The organism is uncultured Fibrobacter sp. (assembly GCF_947305105.1).
In the GTDB taxonomy this organism is placed as follows: domain Bacteria; phylum Fibrobacterota; class Fibrobacteria; order Fibrobacterales; family Fibrobacteraceae; genus Fibrobacter.
In genome coordinates, this window is record NZ_CAMZCS010000018.1 from 34294 (window position 1) to 55256 (window position 20963).

At 50.2% G+C, this 20963-nt stretch carries 19 protein-coding genes; 15 read left to right on the forward strand and 4 right to left on the reverse strand.

All coding sequences use genetic code 11. From position 1 onward, the window contains the following. Positions 1-271: 271 nt before the first annotated feature. The 5 genes from Q0Y46_RS09445 to Q0Y46_RS09465 all read left to right on the forward strand — a co-directional run bounded on the left by Q0Y46_RS09445 (position 272) and on the right by Q0Y46_RS09465 (position 7288). Positions 272-2728, forward strand: coding sequence for a hypothetical protein (locus Q0Y46_RS09445; protein WP_297946909.1), 2457 nt, complete (start codon positions 272-274; stop codon positions 2726-2728). 238 nt (positions 2729-2966) lie between these two features. Then, the gene (locus Q0Y46_RS09450; RefSeq protein ID WP_297946910.1) at positions 2967-3980 is read left to right on the forward strand and encodes a hypothetical protein; all 1014 of its coding nucleotides are present in this window, start codon (positions 2967-2969) and stop codon (positions 3978-3980) included. Between the two features lie 534 nt (positions 3981-4514). After that, positions 4515-4769: an AbrB/MazE/SpoVT family DNA-binding domain-containing protein gene (locus tag Q0Y46_RS09455; RefSeq protein WP_297946912.1), complete on the forward strand. Its 255-nt coding sequence runs from the start codon at positions 4515-4517 to the stop codon at positions 4767-4769. Then, complete coding sequence (locus Q0Y46_RS09460) at positions 4766-5182, forward strand: putative toxin-antitoxin system toxin component, PIN family (RefSeq protein ID WP_295685228.1); 417 nt, start codon at positions 4766-4768, stop codon at positions 5180-5182. The genes Q0Y46_RS09455 and Q0Y46_RS09460 overlap by 4 nt, the downstream gene beginning before the upstream one ends. Positions 5183-5395: 213 nt before the next feature. Further along, positions 5396-7288: a family 43 glycosylhydrolase gene (locus Q0Y46_RS09465; protein WP_297946914.1), complete on the forward strand. Its 1893-nt coding sequence runs from the start codon at positions 5396-5398 to the stop codon at positions 7286-7288. A gap of 2 nt (positions 7289-7290) precedes the next feature. Here the strand turns inward: Q0Y46_RS09465 and Q0Y46_RS09470 are convergent, their stop codons facing one another. Next, positions 7291-8256: a hypothetical protein gene (locus Q0Y46_RS09470; RefSeq protein WP_295685234.1), complete on the reverse strand. Its 966-nt coding sequence runs from the start codon at positions 8254-8256 to the stop codon at positions 7291-7293. Between the two features lie 140 nt (positions 8257-8396). Here Q0Y46_RS09470 and thiS point away from each other — a divergent pair, with 140 nt between their 5' ends. The 6 genes from thiS (at position 8397) to thiE (ending at position 13971) form a co-directional block, all read left to right on the forward strand. Next, positions 8397-8591 (forward strand): sulfur carrier protein ThiS, encoded by a 195-nt coding sequence (thiS, locus tag Q0Y46_RS09475; protein WP_072978161.1) that lies wholly within the window; start codon positions 8397-8399, stop codon positions 8589-8591. After that, positions 8591-9229: a thiamine biosynthesis protein ThiF gene (thiF, locus tag Q0Y46_RS09480; RefSeq protein WP_297946917.1), complete on the forward strand. Its 639-nt coding sequence runs from the start codon at positions 8591-8593 to the stop codon at positions 9227-9229. Before thiS ends, thiF begins: the two co-directional genes overlap by 1 nt. A 140-nt stretch (positions 9230-9369) precedes the next feature. Beyond that, a complete protein-coding gene (locus Q0Y46_RS09485) occupies positions 9370-10992 on the forward strand; it encodes an acyl-CoA carboxylase subunit beta (RefSeq protein ID WP_366522513.1) in 1623 nt (540 codons plus the stop codon). Positions 10993-11215: 223 nt separating this feature from the next. Further along, entirely contained in the window at positions 11216-11983 is a 768-nt protein-coding gene (locus Q0Y46_RS09490) for a thiazole synthase (RefSeq protein ID WP_297946921.1), read from the forward strand. A gap of 83 nt (positions 11984-12066) precedes the next feature. Then, the gene (gene thiH, locus Q0Y46_RS09495; protein ID WP_297946922.1) at positions 12067-13332 is read left to right on the forward strand and encodes a 2-iminoacetate synthase ThiH; all 1266 of its coding nucleotides are present in this window, start codon (positions 12067-12069) and stop codon (positions 13330-13332) included. Positions 13333-13341: 9 nt separating this feature from the next. Then, positions 13342-13971 carry a thiamine phosphate synthase gene (gene thiE / locus Q0Y46_RS09500; protein WP_297946924.1) on the forward strand — a complete coding sequence of 210 codons (630 nt, stop codon included), beginning with the start codon at positions 13342-13344 and terminating at the stop codon, positions 13969-13971. Positions 13972-14102: 131 nt separating this feature from the next. Here thiE and Q0Y46_RS09505 read toward each other — a convergent pair whose 3' ends face one another. Genes Q0Y46_RS09505 through Q0Y46_RS09515 form a run of 3 tightly spaced genes read right to left on the reverse strand, consistent with a single transcriptional unit; the run spans position 14103 to position 16182 of the window. Next, entirely contained in the window at positions 14103-15092 is a 990-nt protein-coding gene (locus Q0Y46_RS09505) for a M23 family metallopeptidase (RefSeq protein WP_297946926.1), read from the reverse strand. Between the two features lie 16 nt (positions 15093-15108). Continuing rightward, positions 15109-15480 carry a DMT family protein gene (locus Q0Y46_RS09510; RefSeq protein WP_290960322.1) on the reverse strand — a complete coding sequence of 124 codons (372 nt, stop codon included), beginning with the start codon at positions 15478-15480 and terminating at the stop codon, positions 15109-15111. A gap of 39 nt (positions 15481-15519) precedes the next feature. Next, positions 15520-16182 carry a DUF4416 family protein gene (locus Q0Y46_RS09515; RefSeq protein WP_297946928.1) on the reverse strand — a complete coding sequence of 221 codons (663 nt, stop codon included), beginning with the start codon at positions 16180-16182 and terminating at the stop codon, positions 15520-15522. Between the two features lie 56 nt (positions 16183-16238). Between Q0Y46_RS09515 and Q0Y46_RS09520 the strand changes: the two genes are divergently transcribed. The 4 genes from Q0Y46_RS09520 to Q0Y46_RS09535 all read left to right on the forward strand — a co-directional run bounded on the left by Q0Y46_RS09520 (position 16239) and on the right by Q0Y46_RS09535 (position 20917). Beyond that, complete coding sequence (locus Q0Y46_RS09520; RefSeq protein ID WP_297946930.1) at positions 16239-17012, forward strand: glutaminyl-peptide cyclotransferase; 774 nt, start codon at positions 16239-16241, stop codon at positions 17010-17012. 144 nt (positions 17013-17156) lie between these two features. After that, the gene (locus tag Q0Y46_RS09525; protein ID WP_297946932.1) at positions 17157-18467 is read left to right on the forward strand and encodes a fibrobacter succinogenes major paralogous domain-containing protein; all 1311 of its coding nucleotides are present in this window, start codon (positions 17157-17159) and stop codon (positions 18465-18467) included. Between the two features lie 326 nt (positions 18468-18793). Continuing rightward, positions 18794-19735, forward strand: coding sequence for a PD-(D/E)XK nuclease family transposase (locus Q0Y46_RS09530; protein ID WP_297946934.1), 942 nt, complete (start codon positions 18794-18796; stop codon positions 19733-19735). Between the two features lie 66 nt (positions 19736-19801). Continuing rightward, entirely contained in the window at positions 19802-20917 is a 1116-nt protein-coding gene (locus Q0Y46_RS09535; RefSeq protein ID WP_297946937.1) for an FISUMP domain-containing protein, read from the forward strand. The last annotated feature ends 46 nt before the right edge of the window (positions 20918-20963 follow it).

A 20963-nucleotide genomic window follows, 5' to 3' on the forward strand; every position in this document is an offset into this window, starting at 1 on the left:
AAGCGTAAAACCGCAACGTTTGAAATTTTGAGCACTAGAACGTTTGTGTACTAATAAATATAATCTCTCTATGGGCGGATGTCAAGAGATTTATGAAAAATTCTACAAAGATGTGAATCCAATATTTTGAAAGGGGAGGGAGAAGTCTCCCCTAGGTCGCGCGACGCTTGCGTTGTTGCTTCCCACCTTCTCGCCTAGGGGCTCTGCCCCTAAAACCCCTATTGCAAAGGATAAAGCATCCGATTTCGCTAAAAATTCTTATATTCAAGGCATGAATTATTCAAAGCTCCGCGAAGAACAGTTGAAATCCGCCGTGCGCGAGGATTTCTTTGCCGATTACAAATATACGCAACTAGGAAACATTGACTTCGTAATTGCAAAACACAATACGACTGGCGAACGAACGGAACTTTTTGAAGACGAAATCGCCGACCTCAAGAGCATCTTATGGGCAGAGGCGAAACAGGGTAACACCCACGACATATACGAATCTTTTGTGCAATTGATGCTCACCATCGGTAAGGAGCGTTCCTTTGAGCATAACCTGCCACCCAAGTACATCGGAGCCTTTGATGCCGAAAAATTTGCGTTTATCGAGTATCACGATATTCAGGAAATTTTCTACCAGAATGATTTTAATTGGAATGTAACCCCGAGCAATCACGATACCAAGGAATTTAAGCAACTTCACGATCTTTGCCAAAAGTTACTTGAAGAGAAATCGATTTTTTTCCGATTCAAGAGTGATTCTGCAGAACTAAAAAAATTCATTCGTACCAATTTCAAAATTACGAAGGACATCTCCGAAAAAATTTCAGTTACCAAGAACAATTTTACTTTCGTATTCCAGAAATGGGAAACTGCAGTAAAACCATCTATCAATGTAGATTGGACAAAGGTAAACAAGGCTGGAATCATATCGGCGGACTTCTTCTTGGCTGATTTACTTTCTAGCGACAATCGTTCCATCAAGGACAATCTCTTTGTTGTCTTGAAAAGGACAAAATACGCGTTAGCCAAGAAACTAGACGAGAATGGATTCCTTTCGTATTCCACGGTTGAATTCAAGGATAAGCAAAAGGCGTATAAGGAATTTTGGAGTATCTATAAGAGACCCCCACAAGAGGAATATTGGGATTATATCATTGAAAGACGTGATTTGTTGGTTCCTCAGGATATCCGCGAACGCAAGGGCAGTTTTTTCACTCCGCAGATATGGGTGGAAAAATCTCAGCAGTATTTAGCGGATGTGCTCGGAGAAACCTGGCAAGATGACTATTGTATATGGGACTGTTGCGCCGGAACGGGCAACCTGCTGAACGGGCTCACCAACTACGACAATGTGTGGGCATCAACATTGGATAAGCAGGATCTCGATGTGATGACGGACCGTGTGAATAACGGATGGTCCATGCCCGAAAACCATATTTTTCAGTTCGATTTTCTGAATGATGAATTTGGCAAGTGCCCTGAAGAATTGCAGCAAATCATCAATGACCCCGAAAAACGTAAGAAACTGGTTATCTACATAAACCCTCCGTATGCGGAAGCGGGAAATAAGCGTCAAATGAATTCTGATGCAAAGAACAAGAGTGGCGTTTCGTTTGAAAACAAGATTTATGAAAAATGGAGTGGTATTGTTGGAACGGCGGCAAGAGAACTTTATGCTGAATTTCTCCTGCGAATCCATGATGAACTAAATGGTTGCGTTTTAGGTCAATTCTCAAAATTAAAGGCTCTTTGTGCTCCAAATTTTGTGAAATTCCGTGAGGTATTTAGAGCGAAATTGCAAAAATGTTTTGTTGTTCCTGCAAATACTTTTGATAATGTTAAGGGCCAATTTCCAATAGGTTTCTTTGTATGGGATACAAAGGAAATGTCTAATTTACTCGAAAATAAAGAGTCTTTAAATCCAACCGTTGCTGATGTTTATGATTCAAATGGAGTTTTTCAGGGAAAACATACATTCTACGCATATAATAACTGCAAATTTATGTTGCATTGGATTAGAAACTTCTATGATCTTGATGGAGAACTCATTGCATTTATTCGCGTAAACGGACAGGATATGCAAAACAAAAATGGTGTATTCCTGACTTGCGAATTGACTCCAAATGATTACAAAGCACATTTCTTTTTCAAAGTGACAAAAAAGAATGTGACGCAAATGTCGATTTACTTTGCCGTTCGTCATTGTATTGAAGCTTTATGGCTTAATGACCGTGATCAGTTCCTTTATCCGAATGATGGCTGGCAGGAGGATTTTGCTTTCCAAACAGATTGCCTGATTTATACTCTATTCCATGGGCAAAACAGGATTTCATCCGAAGTACTAACTACCGACAAGCAATCACTAGCCACAAACCATTGGATTCCTTTTACTCGCGAGCAAGTTGGTTGTAAAAGTACTTTCAAGAGTAATTTCATGAACAAGTTCCTGAAAGAATTCATGGAATCGCACTCGTTGAATCTTTCTGATGAAGCTCAAACTGTATATAATGCCGGGCTAGAACTTTGGAAATATTACCACACTCAAACTGGTGCAAAACCTAACGCAAGTTTCTATGATATCCGCAAGCATTTCCAGGGTGTTGATGCCAAAGGACACATGAACAGCAGTTCAGAAGATTCCACTTACATAGATCTAATCTCGGTTTTGCGCACCCGTCAAAAAATTCTCGCTTCAAAAATTGAACAGAGTGTCTATAAGTACGGATTCTTGAAGTAGGAACTTTCGGGGGTTTTAGGGGGTGGAGCCCCTTAGGCGAGGGGGTAGCGTATGCCACAGGAAGATCCCCGCCTTCGCGGGGATGACAAAATGGTGGCGGGGATGACATGGGGCAGAAGCGAGGGGGTGGCTTCCCCCTTTTGGGGCAAAAAGTTTCTAAGACTCTTAAAATGCCTTGCCAGGTCTGAATCTGCTTGCTGAAAAAACTTTGTGAGCTAAAAAATATATATTGAATTATATGATAAATTTCCTTTGGCAATTGCTTGACATTTTGCTTGATGTTTTCAAACATCCTGCGACATTGTTGCCACCTTTTCTCCTTGTATTCTTGATTGCTTTGCCGCATTTGCTGAGTTTCTTTCTTGCCATATTTTATAAGAAATTTCGCTTTAAGTGGCTTTGGCTCGGCCTTTGGATTGCAATCTTTAGTGCTCTTGTGGGCGGCTATGTTTTCGTTGTCTATAAAATCAAGGATAATGCTTTTGAAAACGTTTTCTCGTTTGCATCGTTATTTGCAGTAATATTGTCCTATATCTTCTTTTTTATTGTCAGTGGATTTTTTGGCCGGGCGTTCAATGCGAAAAAAATCTGGCATCGGTTGTGTGTTCCCCTTGTTGTGATTGTTCCACTCTTTATTTTTATCATCTCCTTCTGGATTGTTATGGTTCGTCCTTATGGAGAAATATTTGATGAACCTTTGGAACAAGACGACTTGGCTGCGTCCCAGGGAGCGGCTTACGAAATGATCATGTCTGAATCTGATGCGTGGGCGAACGATTCTAAAACAGTCTCCTTCCGCGAAAAAAACGATTCCGTATTTTTCAAGTTTACTTATGACATGTGTGACAATACCGACTTTAGTTATGCTGAACGGAAATTGAAAAGCCAACGCGGTGGCGCTTCGATTGACAAGTGGATTTTGCTGGATTCAGAAAAATCGGCGGTCGTCCGAAAGTTGAAAAAATCTGTTGAAGAATACAGCCAGGAATTTTCCACAGATGAGGTTCTTGATGGCTATGAGTCTTCTGTCGTGCTCAGAGATTACAAACGGAAAACACGTCGGCGTCTTTCTTTTTGGAATGCTCAATTTTCCCATGTGTACGATGCCGTGACGATTGAAAAAACGTTTGAAAGCTTTATGCCCCCGCGAGAAACTTATACCACACTTTCTTACGAGGAAGTCTCCCAAAAGTGCAGCGAGCCTGTCAATGTCTTGGTTGAAGAGGCTGTTCACGGACAACAGAAGGAATAAATAAGATGATTCCGATACACTAAAAAATATTATTAGTGTCCGGGTAAATCATCGAAAACGTCTAGGCCCTAGAATTTGTACGGTCTAGACTTTTATTTTGCCGTTGCAAGCCCCTCCCTAAAAAACGGACGCTATGGCGGGCTGGGCGAGTCTATTATAATCCACCCCAAGCAATTTTCGGTTGAAGGCGGGGTAATGAAGGTTCCGTCGTATATGGCCTGGTGCATTTAGTGCAATCTTGCCTTCGGAGGTTTAACCTCGGCTCATAAAGAGCCCCTATAAGAGCTGCTTTCTGAATATGCCTTTATTTATGCGGGTTCGCAAGCGGTTTGACTCTGAAAAAATCAGAAAAATTGGATGGAAAGCGAGCAAGTGAGTGTCGCGACAAAAAGTTTGCTTTTTGTCATGACCGAACGTAGCCTGCGGACGCATTTTGCGTCAATCTAGGGGTTTGAGCCGTTTTTTAATTTGGACTATTGACTGCCACGAAGTTTTTATTTATATTTGTGGTAAGAATATCTTACCGGAGGCGCTATGGACACTCTAGAAATAACAAGCCTATCGACAAAAGGGCAAATCGTCATTCCAAGGAGTATCCGTAATCAACTGAACCTGGATACCGGGGATAAGCTGATTGTCGTGTGCGATGGTACGAATATTTTGCTCAAGCCGGTACTTATGCCCAGCATGTCTGAATTCAAGACTCTTGTGGAAGAGACGGATAAAATCACAAGTGAACTGGAAACGACTCCGGATATGCTAAGCACGTTCATCAAGGAAAATCGATGAACGTCGTTGTAGATACCAACGTACTTGTTTCGGGTATTTTTTGGAATGGTTCGCCTCGAAAATTCCTGTCTCTTATTTTTCGCCAAGAAATAAAGCCCTTTGCAACTATCGACATAATGGCAGAGTATTGCCGTATTATTGATAAAGTAGCCTGCAAAAGGCCCGATATCGCAGCAAGGTGGAAAAGCCAAATTGCAAAGGTAATGACCATTATCGAAAAGAATGCGGCAGTGGATGTCTGCAGAGATCCTAAAGACAATATGTTTTTGGAATGTGCGATTGCTGCGAAAGCCTACTATTTGGTGAGCGGCGATTCGGACCTATTGGTGTTGGAGAAAATCAAAGAAATCCCGATTATCACGGTGAATCAATTTTTTGACGCTCACCCGGAATTTGACATCGCTGAAGGTTAGTTGTCGTTTTTTAGTTTTGCCTTCGCTCATAAAGAGCCCCTATAAGACCTGCTTTCTGAATATACCTTTATTTATGCGGGTTCGCAAGCGGTTTGACGCTGAAAAACGCTGTTTCTTGTTGTGAAAAAATCAATGGTATTGGATTGTTGGATGGTTGACGAATGGCTTAAGGGTGTATAAATTTAGGGTATGGTGTATGGGTAAAGCGAGGATATGATGAATTTCGGGATTGGCAAGGCTTCTGTCGTAACGACTGCGGCAATGCTTACTTTGGCTTATTCGGCCTTTGCGGCCGATTGGTACGCGAAGGAGACCCGCTGGGCGGGGCACGACCCGGACATCATCCGTTACGAGGACGGCTATGCGCTCGCGACGACGGACAACCACATGCTCATGCAGTTTTCCGAGGATGCGCTGAACTGGAAGAACGGCGAGCAGGCGATGCCGAAGTTCTCGCAGTGGCTTTACAAGTATGCGCCGAACATGATTGACATCTGGGCGCCGGATATCCATTACATTGGCGGCGAGTACCGCATGTACTATTGCGGTTCCGAGATGGGCATCCGCTCGTCGGGCATGGGCTTCATGGCGAGCAAGGAAATCGACCCGACAAAGCCGGATTATGGCTGGACGGACATGGGCGAGGTGATTCACACGGTCAAGAGCGATTCGTACAACGCGATTGACGCGGCGGTGCTGAAGGACAACGATGGAAAGGTCTGGATGGCATTCGGTTCGTGGGGCACGGGCATCCACATTCTTGAACTCGACGAGACGACGGGCAAGGTGAAGGACGGCGCGAAGATGATCAACATCGCGAACCGCGGTGGCTCGGGTATCGAGGGCGCAAGCCTCATTGAGCACAACGGCTACTACTATCTTTTTACGGCGTGGGATAACTGCTGCAAGAAGGGTGCGGACCTTGAGAACAATTCTTACAAGACGACGGTCGGGCGTTCCAAATCGATTACGAGCGGCTATGTCGACAAGTCGGGCAAGAGGCTGCTGGATGGCGGCGGCACGATTCTGCTGAGCCGTTACGGGCGCTACTACGGGCCTGCGGGCGGTGAGGCGTTCCAGGACGTGAACCGCCAGCGCTTTGTGAACCATTACTACGACAAGAATGACGGCGGAAATTCCTACATCCAGGTCCGCGATATCGTCTATACCGACGATGGCTGGCCGGAACTGGGGCAACCGTTCCTCGGGCGTTACCTGAGCGCCGAGGCGGAACATGGAGCCTTGACGCATGTGGATATTTCGAGCAGTTCCAAGGCGTCTAACGGCGAGTTCTGCGCCTACATCAACTACGAAGACAGCAAGATTCGCTTGCCGATGATTATTCCGCAGGCGGGCGATTACCTTATCCGTTACCGCTACGACAATGACTGGACCGAAGACGGCGCAAACGGAAGTTCTCACTTTGTGAGCATCAACGGCAAGAAGCAGGAAATTGAGTTGCCGTTGACGGGCGCGTGGAGCGAATTCCCCGAGAAGTCGGTGGTGTACATCCCCACGAAACTCAAGCGCGGCTCGAACTTCATCGAAATTACGAAGGGCAAACATTATGCGGAACTCGACCGTCTTGACTTCTTGCGCATCATCCGCGATACGATTCCGGCGAACGGCTTTGACAACGGCATCCGCGTGCGTTTGACGGACAAGGACGAGTTCGCCATCAAGGATGGCGGCTACGCGATTTTCGAGAACGTGATTACGGATTCCATCGTGGGCCCAGGCGTGCTTGTGCAGGTGAAGAACGGTGCAGGCGGAACGCTCAACATCCGCAAGGAAAGCAAGAAGGGCAACGTGATTTCCAAGTGCGAGTTGCCCTCGGCTGGCAATGAAAGCAAGTGGATTGACGTGCGCTGCTCCAACATGCCGGAACTCAAGGGCGTGCAGGACTTCTACCTGACGGCGGAAGGTCTTGGCGGCGAAACGCTCCTCGGCAACATCAAGTTCGACGAAGGCCCGAAGGACACGAGTACGACGGCCATCAAGCGCATTGTTCCTCGCGACGATTTGCTGATCCCGGCCCGCAAGGGTTACCGCGACCTCAAGGGCCGCCGCTTCGACAAGCAGATTCCGTACAGAGTAATGTTCTAGGGCTACTTCAGCCAGTCCGTGTACTTGATCCAGATGTGTAGCCAGATTCGGGCGATGGCGTCGATGGCATCGCTAAAGATCATGGCACTGTACGTTTCGAAATTGCGACCCCATTCGGTCTCTTCGGTGAATTCCTGCATGGATTGGGTGTTGCTGAAATCCTTGGGAATTAAGAAGTACGAGAACAGGTAGGAATACTGCGAAACGGCGCTCATGAAATCCCATACGTTGTTGTTCTTACCGCCCCATGCGTGTATGTATTTCCTTGTGGCGATTTCGTTTTCTACGTTCGTGGTGAAGTCGCTTTCTTTAAGCGGTAGCGGGTAGCCGTCGGGGTCGTAGAAGAAACGGTTGTTGTCTTTGTCAATTTTATATGCCTTGGTAATATAATCTTCCCATTTCTTTTCGATGGCGCCGTGTATGTTTTTTTCGTTGGAGAAAGAACGCGAATCACAGTGCAGGGGCATGTGGCAGTCGGCGATGTAGTGGCTCAAGATAAAGAACCGCATGGCGATGTGGTTGCCGGAGGTGGCGATGGGGCAGCCCTTTTCTTCGCGGAAGAGCATTTTGAAATTGTCGATGATGCTGTGTGAGATGGCTTCGCAACGGTCCGCGCAGTTGCCGTCTTCGATGATGTAGGGCTTGTTGAGTAGGGGCGACTTTTTGCTCATCATAGTGAAGATGCTGTGTGTCGCGGGTAATTTGCGGAATGTGACTTTTTCGTCGATTTCGGCGGGGGTGTATTTTACAATATGGCTTGTGCTCATGTCTTTGAATACTTCGTCGGGGTACCACGCTCCCTTAATCACGAAATCGCGGTAATTCTTGAACCATTTGACTAAGGCCGTGGCTTCTGTGCGGACTTTATCGGTTACGCCGGAGACGACTTTTTCGTCGGTTGTTGTGGCAATGAGTTCTAGACGCTTGATTGCCATAAATGCAATCCATGCATGAGAGTATTTTTTCATGCGTAATCTCCTTGTTTGCTTGTAAATATAAATAATAATGTACAATGTATTACATTGTGTATTAGGTGAATTACGAAAGAAACACGCCTAGAGGTAGCCGTTGAATTTTGATGGATAGCTGTTTTTTTATATTTGGCAATATGCTGACGATTAATGGACAGAGTGTCGATGCGGCGGGGAAGACCGTCGCCGAATACCTTGCGGAAGCGGGGTACAATACCGTGCGCATTGCCGTGGAGCGGAACGAAGAAATTGTTCCGAAGGCGAAGTATGCCGAGACGGTGCTCGCCGATGGCGACGTGGTCGAGGTCGTGAACTTTGTAGGTGGCGGGTGATGGAAACTCGCGTGCCGACTCGCGAAGAAATGTTTGCCGCGCTCGAGAAGCGGCAGGGTGCCGATGCCGTGCGCAAGTTGCAGGCGACGATCGTTGCTGTATGCGGGCTGGGCGGGCTCGGCTCGAATATCGCGATTTCTTTGGCGCGTGCCGGTGTAGGGAAACTTATTCTCGTGGATTTTGACTGTGTCGACGTGACGAACCTGCACCGTCAGCAATACAAGGCGTGTCAGGTTGGCCTCCCCAAACCCGAAGCTCTGCTTGCGAACTTGAAAGAGATTGCCCCGTACACGGAATACGAAACGCATTTTGAGAAGGTGACTGCCGAGAATGTGGCAACGCTCCTTGCAAATGCCGATGTGGTTTGCGAGGCGTTCGATAATGCCGAGGCGAAGGCGATGCTTGTGAATGCGGTCCTCGAGACGATGCCGGACAAGTTCCTGGTGGCGGCTTCCGGGATGGCGGGCTTTGACGGCGGGAATACCATCCGTACCCGTAAGATTACGGACAAATTTTACCTCTGCGGCGACGGGGTGAGCGATGTCGCCGACGGAATCGGGCTGGTAGCTCCGCGAGTGATGCTTTGTGCCGCGCACCAGGCCCTTACGGCGGTTCGGCTGATTCTTGGCATGGATTAGATAGCCCCGGGGCGGCTTGCTTAAAATAATCTTCCATCTTTCTTATGCGGGTTTGAAAGTCCTTTTTCCGAGTTGACCGGATTGTTAACAATTTTTATCTTTGGCTACGAAATTATTACAGTAAAGGAGTTCTTTACACTATGTGGAATGAAAAGCATATGACGAAACTGGAAGGTCTCCTGGCTCAAGCCCAGGCGGCCGGTGGTGCGGCACGTGTCGATAAGCAGCACCAGTCCGGTAAGTTTACTGCACGTGAGCGCATGGAAATGCTGTTTGATGCAGGCACCTTTGTGGAAATTGGCGCTCTCCGCAAGTCCAGCAACCGCGTCCTTAAAGAAAGCAAGGTGATTTTGGGCGACGGTGTCGTGACGGGTTATGGCAAGGTGAATGGCCGCCTTGTTTTTGCTTCTTCTCAAGATTTTACCGTGGGTGGCGGTGCCTTGGGCCAGTGCCACGCCGAAAAGATTTGCCGCGTTTTGGATATGGCTGTCGAGGCTGGTGCCCCGTTTGTCGCGCTGAACGATAGTGGTGGAGCCCGCATTGACGAAGGCGTGTTCTCGCTCGCCGGTTATAGCGCCATCATGGCCCGCAACGTGTGGGCTTCGGGCGTGATTCCCCAGATTGCCGTGATTATGGGCCCCTGCGCTGGCGGTGCCTGCTATTCTCCGGCTCTGAGCGACTTTATCTTCATGACCAAGCAGACGAGCCAGATGTTCTTGACCGGCCCGGCTGTGGTGAAGCAGGTGATGGGCGAAAACATTACCGCTGCCGAACTGGGTGGCGCTCCGGTGCATACCTCCAAGTCTGGCGTGGCGCACTTCATGTACGACGACGACAAGTCCTGCCTCGAAGGCGTGCGCAAGTTGTTGAGCTATTTGCCGCAGAGCAACCGCAAGGGAACTGCCGAATGCAACTGCAAGCTTGCCGAAGCCGCCAAGAATGATGAAGCGGGCTTCTTCAAGAAGTTGTTCTCCAAGTCTGAATCGAACGATGTGGCTGCTTCGTTCGACAACAGCGCAACGATCCAGGACATTGTTCCGGATAACTACAAGCAGGCCTACGACGTGAAGTCGGTGATTGCCGCCTTTGCCGATGTCGACAGTTTCTTCGAAGTGCAGAGCGACTGGGGCAAGAACGTGGTGATTGGCTTTGCTCGCCTGGACGGTGAAGTTGTTGGTATTGTTGCGAACCAGCCCAAGGTGCTCGCGGGTTCCTTGGATGTGGATGGTTCCGACAAGGCTGGCCGTTTCGTGCGCTTCTGCGACGCGTTCAACATTCCGCTTCTCGCGCTTGTTGACGTTCCGGGGTACATGCCGGGTTCCAAGCAGGAATACTCGGGCATTATCCGCCACGGTGCAAAGCTCCTGTATGCCTTTGCCGAAGCGACCGTGCCGAAGGTGACGCTCATTCTGCGCAAGGCCTTCGGTGGTGCCTACATCGCCATGAACAGCAAGGACGTGGGTGCCGACTACGTGTTCGCCCTCCCGATTGCCCAGGTGGCCGTGATGGGTGCCGAAGGTGCCGTGGAAATCATCAACAAGAAGGAAATCGCTGCGGCTCCGGATCCGGTGGCTGCCCGTGCTCAGTGCATTGCCAAGTACGAAGAAGAACTGATGAACCCCTACGTGGCCGCCTCCATGGGCGTGGTCGACGAGGTCGTCCGTCCTGCCGACGTGCGCAAGCGCCTGGTGACTGCTTTTGACGCCTTGAAGACCAAGGAACAGAAGAGACACTGGAAAAAGCACGCCAACATCCCGCTGTAATAGCGAAGACGGTGTTTTGCAAAACTCTCGGCCGCGTTGGCTGGGAGTTTTTTTGTAGAGACTAGAGGCTAGGGGCTAGAGGCTAGTGAATAAGAATCACGCACTTCGTGCGTCAATATAAGACGGCGAAGCCGTGATATTTTTCCCTAACCCCTAGATCCTAGCCCCTAACCCCTAATCACTAATTCTATATTTACCCCCGAAAAAACATTACGAAGGCTTTATGGACGACAAATTGGTTATCGGCGGGCATGAATTTACGTCCCGCTTTATCCTGGGCTCGGGAAAATACTCCCTCAAGTTGATTGAAGCTGCGGTGCGCGATGCGGGGGCACAGATTGTGACCCTGGCGGTGCGCCGTGCGAATACGAAGGACCACGAGAATATCCTTGACTACATTCCGAAGGGTGTGACGCTGTTGCCGAATACGTCCGGCGCCCGCACCGCCGATGAGGCGGTCCGCATCGCGCGCCTTTCCCGCGAACTCGGCTGCGGTGATTTCGTCAAGATCGAAATCATGCGCGACACGAAGTACCTTTTGCCCGATAACTACGAGACCATCAAGGCGACCGAAACCCTCGCGAAGGAGGGTTTCGTGGTGATGCCGTACATGTACCCGGATCTGAACGTGGCGCGCGACCTCGCTAACGCGGGTGCCGCAGCCGTGATGCCGCTTGCAGCCCCCATCGGGAGCAACAAGGGCCTTTCCACGCGCGAGTTCATCCAGATCCTCATCGACGAAATCGACTTGCCAATCATCGTGGATGCGGGTATCGGCAAACCGTCCGAAGCCTGTGCCGCTATGGAAATGGGTGCCGCCGCTATCATGGCGAACACGGCGCTTGCGACTGCTGGCGACTTGCCGATGATGGCCCAGAGTTTCAAGCTTGCTATCGAGGCGGGTCGCAAGGCCTACCTCGCAGGCCTTGGGCGCGTTCTCACGCGCGGGGCTTCCGCCTCCGACCCGCTCACGGGATTCTTGAGAGATTAGGAACGAGATTCGACATAAGGTCACTGAGCTGGTTGGTGAGCTTGTCGAACTAGCCGAAGTGCTTTGTCGAAGGATCTAATAAAATGAATTCAGAAAGAAAAGACAACAATTACCTGTTCGATTCCGGAAACCTTTCGGAAGGCGCTCTCGCCAAGAAGCACCGCATAGAGACGGACCCGAGCGCCCGCACGAACATCATGGATTACCTGCCCGGCATGGAAGTCATCCAGTCGGACATCGCCGACAAGGTCCTCTCCGAATCCGAGAACTACGATTATTCCAAGTACACCGGCAAGGACGTGAAGCGCGCCCTGGAACATGAACGCTGCACGCTCGAAGACTTCAAGGCGCTCCTTTCTCCGGCCGCGGCTCCGTACTTGGAACAGATGGCCGCGAAGGCGAAAATCGAGACGAGCAAGCACTTCGGCAACAACGTCTATTTCTTCACGCCGCTCTACATTGCGAACTACTGCGAAAATTACTGCGTCTATTGCGGGTTCAACTGCTACAACCATATCAAGCGCATGCAGCTCACGATGGAGCAGATTGAGCACGAGATGAAAATCATCGCCGACAGCGGCATGGAAGAAATCCTGATTCTCACCGGCGAAAGCCGCGCCAAAAGCAGCGTGGAATACATCGGTGAGGCCTGCAAGCTTGCGCGCAAGTATTTCCGCATGGTGGGCGTGGAAGTCTACCCGGTCAATGTCGACGAGTACCGCTACCTGCACGAATGCGGCGTGGATTACGTGACCGTCTTCCAGGAAACCTACGACAAGGTGCGTTTCGAAAAGCTCCACCTGCTCGGTCACAAGCGCGTATTCCCGTACCGCTTCGACTCGCAGGAACGCGCCCTGATGGCGGGCATGCGCGGTGTCGCGTTCTCCGCACTCCTCGGCCTCTCGGACTTCCGCCGCGATGCGCTTGCATCCGCGTTGCACGTCTACTACTTGCAAAAGAAGTATCCGCACGCCGAGATGAGTCTCAGCTGCCCGAGACTGCGCCCCATCATCAACAACGACAAGATCGACCCGCTCGACGTTCACGAGAAGGAACTCTGCCAGGTGCTCTGCGCCTATCGCATCTTCCTCCCGTTCGTGGGCATCACGGTCTCGAGCCGCGAAAGCAAGGAATTCCGCAACGGCATCGTGAAGATTGCGGCAACCAAGGTCTCTGCCGGCGTTTCGACGGGCATTGGCGACCACGAAAGCAAGTACAGCGGTCACGATGACGGGGAAGGCGGCGACGAGCAGTTTGAAATTAACGACTCTCGCAGCTTTAACGATATGTACGGCGACATTTCGGGCGAAGGTTTACAGCCCGTGCTGAACGATTACCTTTACGTGTAGGACTTACTTATGCGCAAAAATCTCGATATGACGCTTTACTTTATCACCGACAGCACTTGCGTTCCCGAAGAACGCTTCTTGCCCGTGGTGGAGGCGGCCTGCAAGGGCGGCGCGACGATTATCCAGCTGCGCGAAAAGGACAAGTCTACACGGGAGTACATGCGGCTTGCAACGGCGACGCACGAAATTACCGCCCGTTATGGAATCCCGCTGATTATCGACGACCGCGTGGACGTGGCGCTTGCCATCGGAGCGGAAGGCGTACATGTGGGGCAGAGCGACATGCCTGCGCATCTGGCTCGCAAATTGATGGGCGATGACAAAATCGTGGGTGTTACGGCCAAGACGGTGCCGCAGGCGCTCGAAGCTTACGAGCAGGGTGCTGATTACTTGGGCTGCGGTGCGATTTACCCTACGACGACTCACGTAAATACGGTCATTACCCCGGTAGAAACGCTCAAGGACGTTGTGAAGGCCGTGCCCATTCCCGTCAACGCCATCGGCGGGCTCAACAAGGACAACATCTTTGTGCTGAAGGGTTCCGGCATCGCGGGAATCTGCGTTGTCTCCGCAATTATGAAGGTGGCCGACCCCGAGACTGCTACACGCGAACTCAAGCAAGCGTTTAGGGAATTATAACCCCTAACCATCAACAACTAACTAATAAGAGACTAGAGAATAGAGGCTAGGGGCTAGAGTAGATAATCGCGGCGAAGCCGTGATATTTTTCCCTAACCCCTAGATTCTAACCTCTAGATCCTAACCCCTACTTAATTTTTACTTCCGTGCAGTTTCAACCCGATTCGGAGCGGGGCGTCTTTATTGAGATTGTTGATTCTGCAGAGCGACTCAACAGAAATATTGAACCAGTTGGCGATATCCCCGAGGGTGTCGCCTTTCTTGACCACGTAATAATTGTATTTCTTGAGTTTGTTCTGAATGTTCCGGTGGGCGATAGTGGCTTTTTTTATCGAGAACTTTTCTACGCCTTTTTTCAAGGACCAATGCGGAAAGTCGATGACGGTGGCGGGATCAATGTTGACTTCGCCATAACGGATTTCAAAGTGGAGATGCGCCGACGAGGATTTGCCTGTGCTGCCCGCCAATCCGACGATATCTCCGGGATAGACGTAATCATCGACTTTCTGCAATCTTTCGGACAAATGCCCGTAAAGTGTTTGGAGCCCGTTCTCGTGCTCCACGATGATGTAGTGCCCGTATCCGCCCGCATTGTACCTCGACATGATGACTCTGCCCGGCAGTGCAGCAACGACAGGTTCGTTCTTGATTACGTTCACGTCGACACCCCTGTGCAGGCGGTGGTCGCGGATTCCGTAGGGGGAGCCGACTAGAGCCTCGTGCGTGATAGGCACGAGCATCTTGGAAAGGTCCAGGTAAATGTCTATGGGTTTCTTTTTTTGTTCGACCTTGGGTGCGGCTGGACGCTTTTCTCCGACGACTTCGTACTTGACTCCCTTCTTTTCCATGAGGATGGCCTTGGTGAAGGCCTTGGGGTCATTCGCGTCGATCAGGACCTTGTCCGAACCCTTGCTGCTTTTTTTGCCTTTGCTCTTTGCCGGTTTGGATTTTTTTGCGGGCTTCTTCTTTGCTGCGTTCTTGCCCTTTTCTTGGACTGAACTCTTTTCGTCCTTCTTTGCTCCGGTAGTTGCCGCTGCTTCGGCGGGCGTGGCTATGCACGCTAGCGAAAGCACTATGGGGGCGAGAATGCTGCCCAGGGCTACTTTCCGGAAAAACTGCACGGTAAACTCCTGCGGGCTACCTGAGGAATGCGAAGAACACCGCGGCGACAATCAGTACGAAGGCGACGATGTGGTTCCACTGGAGCGCTTCGTTGTTGAATACCGTGGTCGCGATGACCGTGAATACGGTGATGGAGATGGCTTCCTGGATGACCTTGAGCTGCATGAGGCTGAACGGCCCGCCATTGATGCGGCTGCCGATGGTGTTGGCCGGGATCATGAAGAAGTACTCAATGAGTGCCACGCCCCACGACGCGAGAATCACGAGGATGAGCGGCCAGTCGGTGCTGATGTGCATTTCCTTCAGCTTGAGGTTGCCGTACCAGGCGGCGGTCATGAACACGTTGCTGATGATGAGGAGGAGGATGGTAAAAATTCCGGCTTTCATAAGTTTAGGGTTTAGGGGCTAGGATTTAGAATCTAGTGGTTAAACTGTGTCATGCCCGCCTTGACGGGCATCTCCTTTTGTTTCTCGAGCCTCGGGCCTGGAGCCTCTCTCGTCTTTCGTCTGTAGGCCCGTAGGGCCGTTCTCTCGTCTGAGTCGGTACGGCTTTCCCGTGCTCATCTGGTAGGCGAGGCGGGCGCGGACTTGTTCCAAATATTGGATGTACTTTTCGCTCTGGTAATCGCGGTAGGTCCAGTCGAAGGCGTGGAAGTGCCCGTCCTGGAAGTAAAGCGTCGGCTCCACGAAGATCCCGCGCTGCATGTACACGCGCTGGCGCTGGTCCTTGGTGGTGGCGAGGAAAAACTGCCCGAGTGTCATGTAGCCCGGGTCGAGGTTCACGGGCCGCAACCCCGGAGTGCCGTTCTTTTCGGCGATTTCGAGCTCGATATCGTTTGTCCAGAGCTTGATGTCTACGATGGTTTCGCGTTCCACCAGGTTCTCGTAGCTGAAGAACGCGCGGACGGGGGCGCTGCCGATTTCGTCAACGTAGTAGTTGGTGAACGTAAAGGGGAATGGGGCTAGGTTCAGGTCTTCGGGGCCGAACTTTTCGCACAAAGTCTCCCGTACCGATTCGACCGCTTGCGAATCTTTTGCGAGGATGCCCACGATAATCTTGACCTTGGCCGGTGTCCTGAGTTCGCCCATGCCAAGTAATTTAGTAATTTTACGCCATGAGCATTTTCAACCGAAGTTTTCTTTTGGTGATAAGATCCCTGAGCCTGCCGAAGGGATCCTCTCTCATCTCTCGTCTCCTGCCTCTCGTCTTCCTTCTCTCGTCTCTCGTATTTGCCGAAACCCCGCGCGTTGTGCCGACCATTGTGGATTCCGTTTCGCACGAGACGTCCCATTTTACGCAAGGCCTTTTCTTTGACGGTTCCGATTTGATCGAAAGTACGGGCCAGTATGGCGGCTCGGGACTTTACCGCCGCACGCTCGAAGGGAAAATCCTCGATTCCGCACGCCTTGTTGAACGCTATTTCGGCGAGGGTTCCGTGGCCGTGGGGGAGGACATCTTCTACCTCACTTGGAAATCGAAAAAAGCGTTTATCTACAATCGCAAGCCGTTCAAGGCGAAGGGCGAGTTCCGCATCCCGACAGAAGGATGGGGGCTTACGTATTGGCACGACGCCCTGCTCATGAGTAACGGTTCGGATGAACTTTTGAAAATCGCCCTGGGAGCATTCAACGTCATCGGAACAATCCATGTGACCGATGAAGGTAGGCCTGTGCCTATGCTCAACGAATTGGAAGTGGTCGGGAACACGCTTTACGCCAACATCTGGCAGACGGCGCTAATCGCCGTCATCGAACTCCCCAGCGGCAAGGTTGTCAAGTACCTGGATTTCTCCGCCAAGGCCAAGGACGTGAAAAAACGCTATCCCTCCGCCGACGTGCTGAACGGAATCGCCTACGACGGCAAGAACCTGTGGGTCACAGGGAAAAACTGGCCGCAGATCTACAAGATCAAGTTTTAGAAAATTTTAAAGACAAAATTGGCTGTAAGCAACCTCCCCACAATGTCATTGCGAGGGACGAACAGTCCCGAAGCAATCTATTCAGGTTGACGATGCGTTGAAGAAAGTGTAGATTTCCCAAATGAATGTCACCAAGGGGGTATCATGAGTCGTTTTTGTTTAGGTCTTGCTTTGTGGGCCTTGTTGCTTGCGCTTTCGGCTTGCGGTGGCGACAGCAAGGGAACCGACCCCAAGGATGCTGAACCTGGCGAGAATGTCGATACAGTAGTTTCCACTTTTGACGACTTGCCATCTTGCACGAGGGATCACGAAGGCGCTACCGCTTATGTGGAAGATGAGAAGAAGGCCTATGTCTGCGAAAGCAAGCGCTGGACGGTCAATGATTCCTTGACGGAATCGATTCAGAACAAGGACTCCGACTCTGCCAAGGATGCTGAATCTGGCGAGAATGTCGATACAGTAGTTCCCTCTTTTGACGACTTGCCTGCTTGCACAGGGGATCGCAACGGCAAGACTGCCTATGTGGAAGACGAGGATTCTGCCTATGTCTGTAAGAAGGGGCTCTGGGTCGTTGACGATTCGTTGACTAAGGCGATTCAGCCGGACTCGGAGAAAAAGTCCTCGTCAAGCGCAAAAGCGAAGTCTAGTTCTAATAAGGCAAGTGACTCTAGCAGCAGCGACAAATCACGGTCAAGTTCTAGCGCGGTAAAAACGTCCAGCAGCAGTAAAGATGGCAAGTCTAGTAGTTCAGATGAAAAAAACAGCTCATCGAGTTCTGTGGCTTTGCCTTGTAAAACCGAGACTGAGGACAACTGCGAATATGGCACCCTGACGGACGACAGGGACGGACAGACTTACAAGACGGTGAAAATCGGTGAACAGTGGTGGATGGCGGAAAATTTGAACTATAGATATATTCAGCAGACATATAATGGAGGCGAAGGAGACTCTTCTAGCTATTGTTATGATAATGACCCCGCTAATTGCGAGAAATATGGCCGCTTGTACCTGTGGAGCGCGGCAATGGATAGCGCTGGTATTATATCTGATAACACGGCTAATGGTTGCGGTTATGGGGAAATCTGCAACCTCGACAACGTCAAGGTTCGTGGTGTATGCCCTGAAGGCTGGCACCTGCCCGATACCACGGAATGGAACGCCCTGTTCAATGCGGTAGGGGGGGGAGAAACGGCAGGAGTAATGCTAAAGTCCACGGAAGGCTGGTATTCCAAAGGCAATGGCTCGGACGCCTATTCCTTCTCGGCGTTGCCTGCTGGCTACAGGGACTACGATGGGAATTACGACTACGAGGGCCCCAACGCGGACTTTTGGAGTTCTACGGAGTACGGTAGCAGCCTCGCGTACTTCATGTTCTTGTACTACTGCGACGACAATGCGTACCTGTACGGCCTCAATAAGGGCCACGGGTTCTCTGTTCGTTGCCTTAAGGACTAGCAAGCCGAGGGTCACGACCAAACTTGTTTGGACATGACCAAGCCGAAAGTCCTGCGCTACGAAGTAGCGCCAGGACTAGGTTGCTAACCGCCAAGCCCCCCTCAAAAAATTCGTCACTCATCGTCAATAACGCGCAAATCGGGCGGCCTTAAAGGTTGCTCTTTTCTGTATAAACAGAAAACCACCTGTGAAACTTTTTTTTGCCCGCCGAAAACATCTTTTTACTACAAATTCCCGGAAAAATTTCCCCGCAAAAACGTCTATACATGCAGACGGGGGACTGTCCCCTGTCCGCCAACGGGGGCGTACCCGCAAAAGGGAACATTATGACTAGAGAAGAATTTGCCAAATTTCTCAAGGATCTCAAGACGGCCAAGGAGAACAACCAGGACATCGACGCTATCGTCAAGGCGCGCGAGAACGAAAATGTCTACGTCTACAACGACGCATGTTTCAAGAGGATTTTCGCTGACGAAAGGAACATCGCCCTCACGAAGGATCTTGTGAACGCCTGCCTGAACCTCGTGGGTTCAGATCGCATCGCCAACGTGAAACTGACGAACCCCTACATCCCCGGCGAGCTGGGATACAAGTCGGGCGAACCCGACCTGGTGCTTGTTAACGAGCGAAACGACGGCGAGCCCTGCGACCGGATTTCCCTGGAAGTGCAACACGAGGGAAGCGATTTTTACAACGACAGGCTTGTCTTCTACGTGGCGCGCCACACCGGCAACATGGTGGCGAGCGGCGAGATTCCGAAACTCAAGAATCTCCAGCTTGTCAGTTTCCAGTTCTTCGACGCGTTCCCGTGGAGCATGTCGCACAATTACCGCCATACGGTGCAGCTGCGGAACCAGGAGCATCTGCTTTTCTTCGAGAAGCAGACCATCACCATCATCGAGGTGAAAAAGTTCTTTGAGCAGACAAGCGCATTCGCCGAAGACCGCAGCCGCCTTGCCCAGTGGCTCCGCGCCATCGACACGCTGAACCGGGAGGCCGATTTCAGCGAATTCGAGGGCGACCCTATCTTCAAGGACTTGCGCGACGCCGTCAAATTATATAACTTTAGTTCGGGATATCTCCTGAAGGAGGGTATGAAGGTGATGGATGTCGTTTACGCCGAATACATCGGCGAAGAGAGAAAGGCCAAGGCGATAGCGAGGAAACTGCTCGCCATGGGGGATTCCGTTGAAAAAATTTGCGCAGCAACGGGCCTTTACAAGAAACAGGTCCTCAAATTGCAGAATGAAGATACGGAAGAGTCCTAAAAGCAACGTATAACAAACGGCCCTGCATTGGTGAAATACAGGGCTTATTGTTTTAAATTTATGAAGATGGCGAAAAGATTCCTTTTATTTCTGTTCACATTCGTTTTCCTAATCGGATGTGGTGATGATAAATCGTCAGGGAACAATCCGGTTGTCCCTGACGAACCTTCGTCATCGATAATAGCGGAACCGGAGTCTTCCAGCAGCAAGGATCAGTCCTCCTCTATAAAGGAATCCTCTAGCAGCAAAGCGAAGTCTAGCACTTCTAAGGACAATAAGCTTGCCGAAACGTCTTCGAGCGGCAAAGCAAAATCCTCCTCCAGTTTGGCCCGATCTTCAAGCAGCTTGAAAGGCTCCTCGTCAAGTGAGGTGGTCTCTTCGAGTAGCGGCGAAGAGAAGGAATCGTCCAGCAGCAGTGTAAAAACATCCAGTAGCAGTCAAAAATCCTCGTCGAGTTCTGCGAAATCATCCAGCAGCAAACCGAAATCATCGAGCAGTAGCGCGAAGTCTTCGTCGAGTTCTGCGAAGTCGTCCAGCAGCACGGTTGTCATCCCTTCAAAACTCTACGATTGCGAAGAGTACAAGTGCGTCACGACCAAGTATCTCAACCCCGAGATAGAATACGGCGAGTATCTGGATGTACGTGACTCGCAAGTGTACAGGACCGTGCAAATCGGCGAACAGGTATGGATGGCCCAGAACTTGAACTACAAATCGGATACTTTGAGTTCGTGTTTTGATTTGAAAGATTCAAATTGTACACAATGGGGACGCCTATATACCTGGGAAAAAGCCTTGACTGTCTGCCCGGACGGATGGCATTTGCCTGATACGTCCGAATACCGTATTTTGGTTGATTATGCAAATGAACATAGAGGTGACATTAAACTTGGAGAAAGCCTTGAAAGTTTGGAAACGGGGAAATATGACATATTTGGTTTCAGTATACTCCTTGGTTCGGGTTATCGTAAAGGTACTCGTTATTTTACCCAAGGTGGAAAAACCGATGGAGATGCTTTTTTTTGGACAGCGTCAGAAACGGATGGAAAAGAAGCGACTCTTCCGCCCGAAGAATATGCTATATCACGTATCTTGAAAAATGATGCAAGGTATGGCAATGTCCTTGGAATAATGGCTTTTGAAAAAAAAGATGGTTTATCCGTAAGATGCCTTAAAGACTAACTATGGTGAAAACCCTTAGATTCATTTGAAAAATTTCCTATTTGCT

Excerpts from the sequence above, each read along its gene's own strand:
- Q0Y46_RS09445 (WP_297946909.1), top strand. The coding sequence starts at position 272 with ATGAATTATTCAAAGCTCCGCGAAGAACAGTTGAAATCCGCCGTGCGC.
- Q0Y46_RS09450 (WP_297946910.1), top strand. The coding sequence starts at position 2,967 with ATGATAAATTTCCTTTGGCAATTGCTTGACATTTTGCTTGATGTTTTC.
- Q0Y46_RS09455 (WP_297946912.1), top strand. The coding sequence starts at position 4,515 with ATGGACACTCTAGAAATAACAAGCCTATCGACAAAAGGGCAAATCGTC.
- Q0Y46_RS09460 (WP_295685228.1), top strand. The coding sequence starts at position 4,766 with ATGAACGTCGTTGTAGATACCAACGTACTTGTTTCGGGTATTTTTTGG.
- Q0Y46_RS09465 (WP_297946914.1), top strand. The coding sequence starts at position 5,396 with ATGATGAATTTCGGGATTGGCAAGGCTTCTGTCGTAACGACTGCGGCA.
- Q0Y46_RS09470 (WP_295685234.1), bottom strand. The coding sequence starts at position 8,256 with ATGAAAAAATACTCTCATGCATGGATTGCATTTATGGCAATCAAGCGT.
- thiS (WP_072978161.1), top strand. The coding sequence starts at position 8,397 with ATGCTGACGATTAATGGACAGAGTGTCGATGCGGCGGGGAAGACCGTC.
- thiF (WP_297946917.1), top strand. The coding sequence starts at position 8,591 with ATGGAAACTCGCGTGCCGACTCGCGAAGAAATGTTTGCCGCGCTCGAG.
- Q0Y46_RS09485 (WP_366522513.1), top strand. The coding sequence starts at position 9,370 with ATGTGGAATGAAAAGCATATGACGAAACTGGAAGGTCTCCTGGCTCAA.
- Q0Y46_RS09490 (WP_297946921.1), top strand. The coding sequence starts at position 11,216 with ATGGACGACAAATTGGTTATCGGCGGGCATGAATTTACGTCCCGCTTT.
- thiH (WP_297946922.1), top strand. The coding sequence starts at position 12,067 with ATGAATTCAGAAAGAAAAGACAACAATTACCTGTTCGATTCCGGAAAC.
- thiE (WP_297946924.1), top strand. The coding sequence starts at position 13,342 with ATGCGCAAAAATCTCGATATGACGCTTTACTTTATCACCGACAGCACT.
- Q0Y46_RS09510 (WP_290960322.1), bottom strand. The coding sequence starts at position 15,480 with ATGAAAGCCGGAATTTTTACCATCCTCCTCCTCATCATCAGCAACGTG.
- Q0Y46_RS09515 (WP_297946928.1), bottom strand. The coding sequence starts at position 16,182 with ATGGGCGAACTCAGGACACCGGCCAAGGTCAAGATTATCGTGGGCATC.
- Q0Y46_RS09525 (WP_297946932.1), top strand. The coding sequence starts at position 17,157 with ATGAGTCGTTTTTGTTTAGGTCTTGCTTTGTGGGCCTTGTTGCTTGCG.
- Q0Y46_RS09530 (WP_297946934.1), top strand. The coding sequence starts at position 18,794 with ATGACTAGAGAAGAATTTGCCAAATTTCTCAAGGATCTCAAGACGGCC.
- Q0Y46_RS09535 (WP_297946937.1), top strand. The coding sequence starts at position 19,802 with ATGGCGAAAAGATTCCTTTTATTTCTGTTCACATTCGTTTTCCTAATC.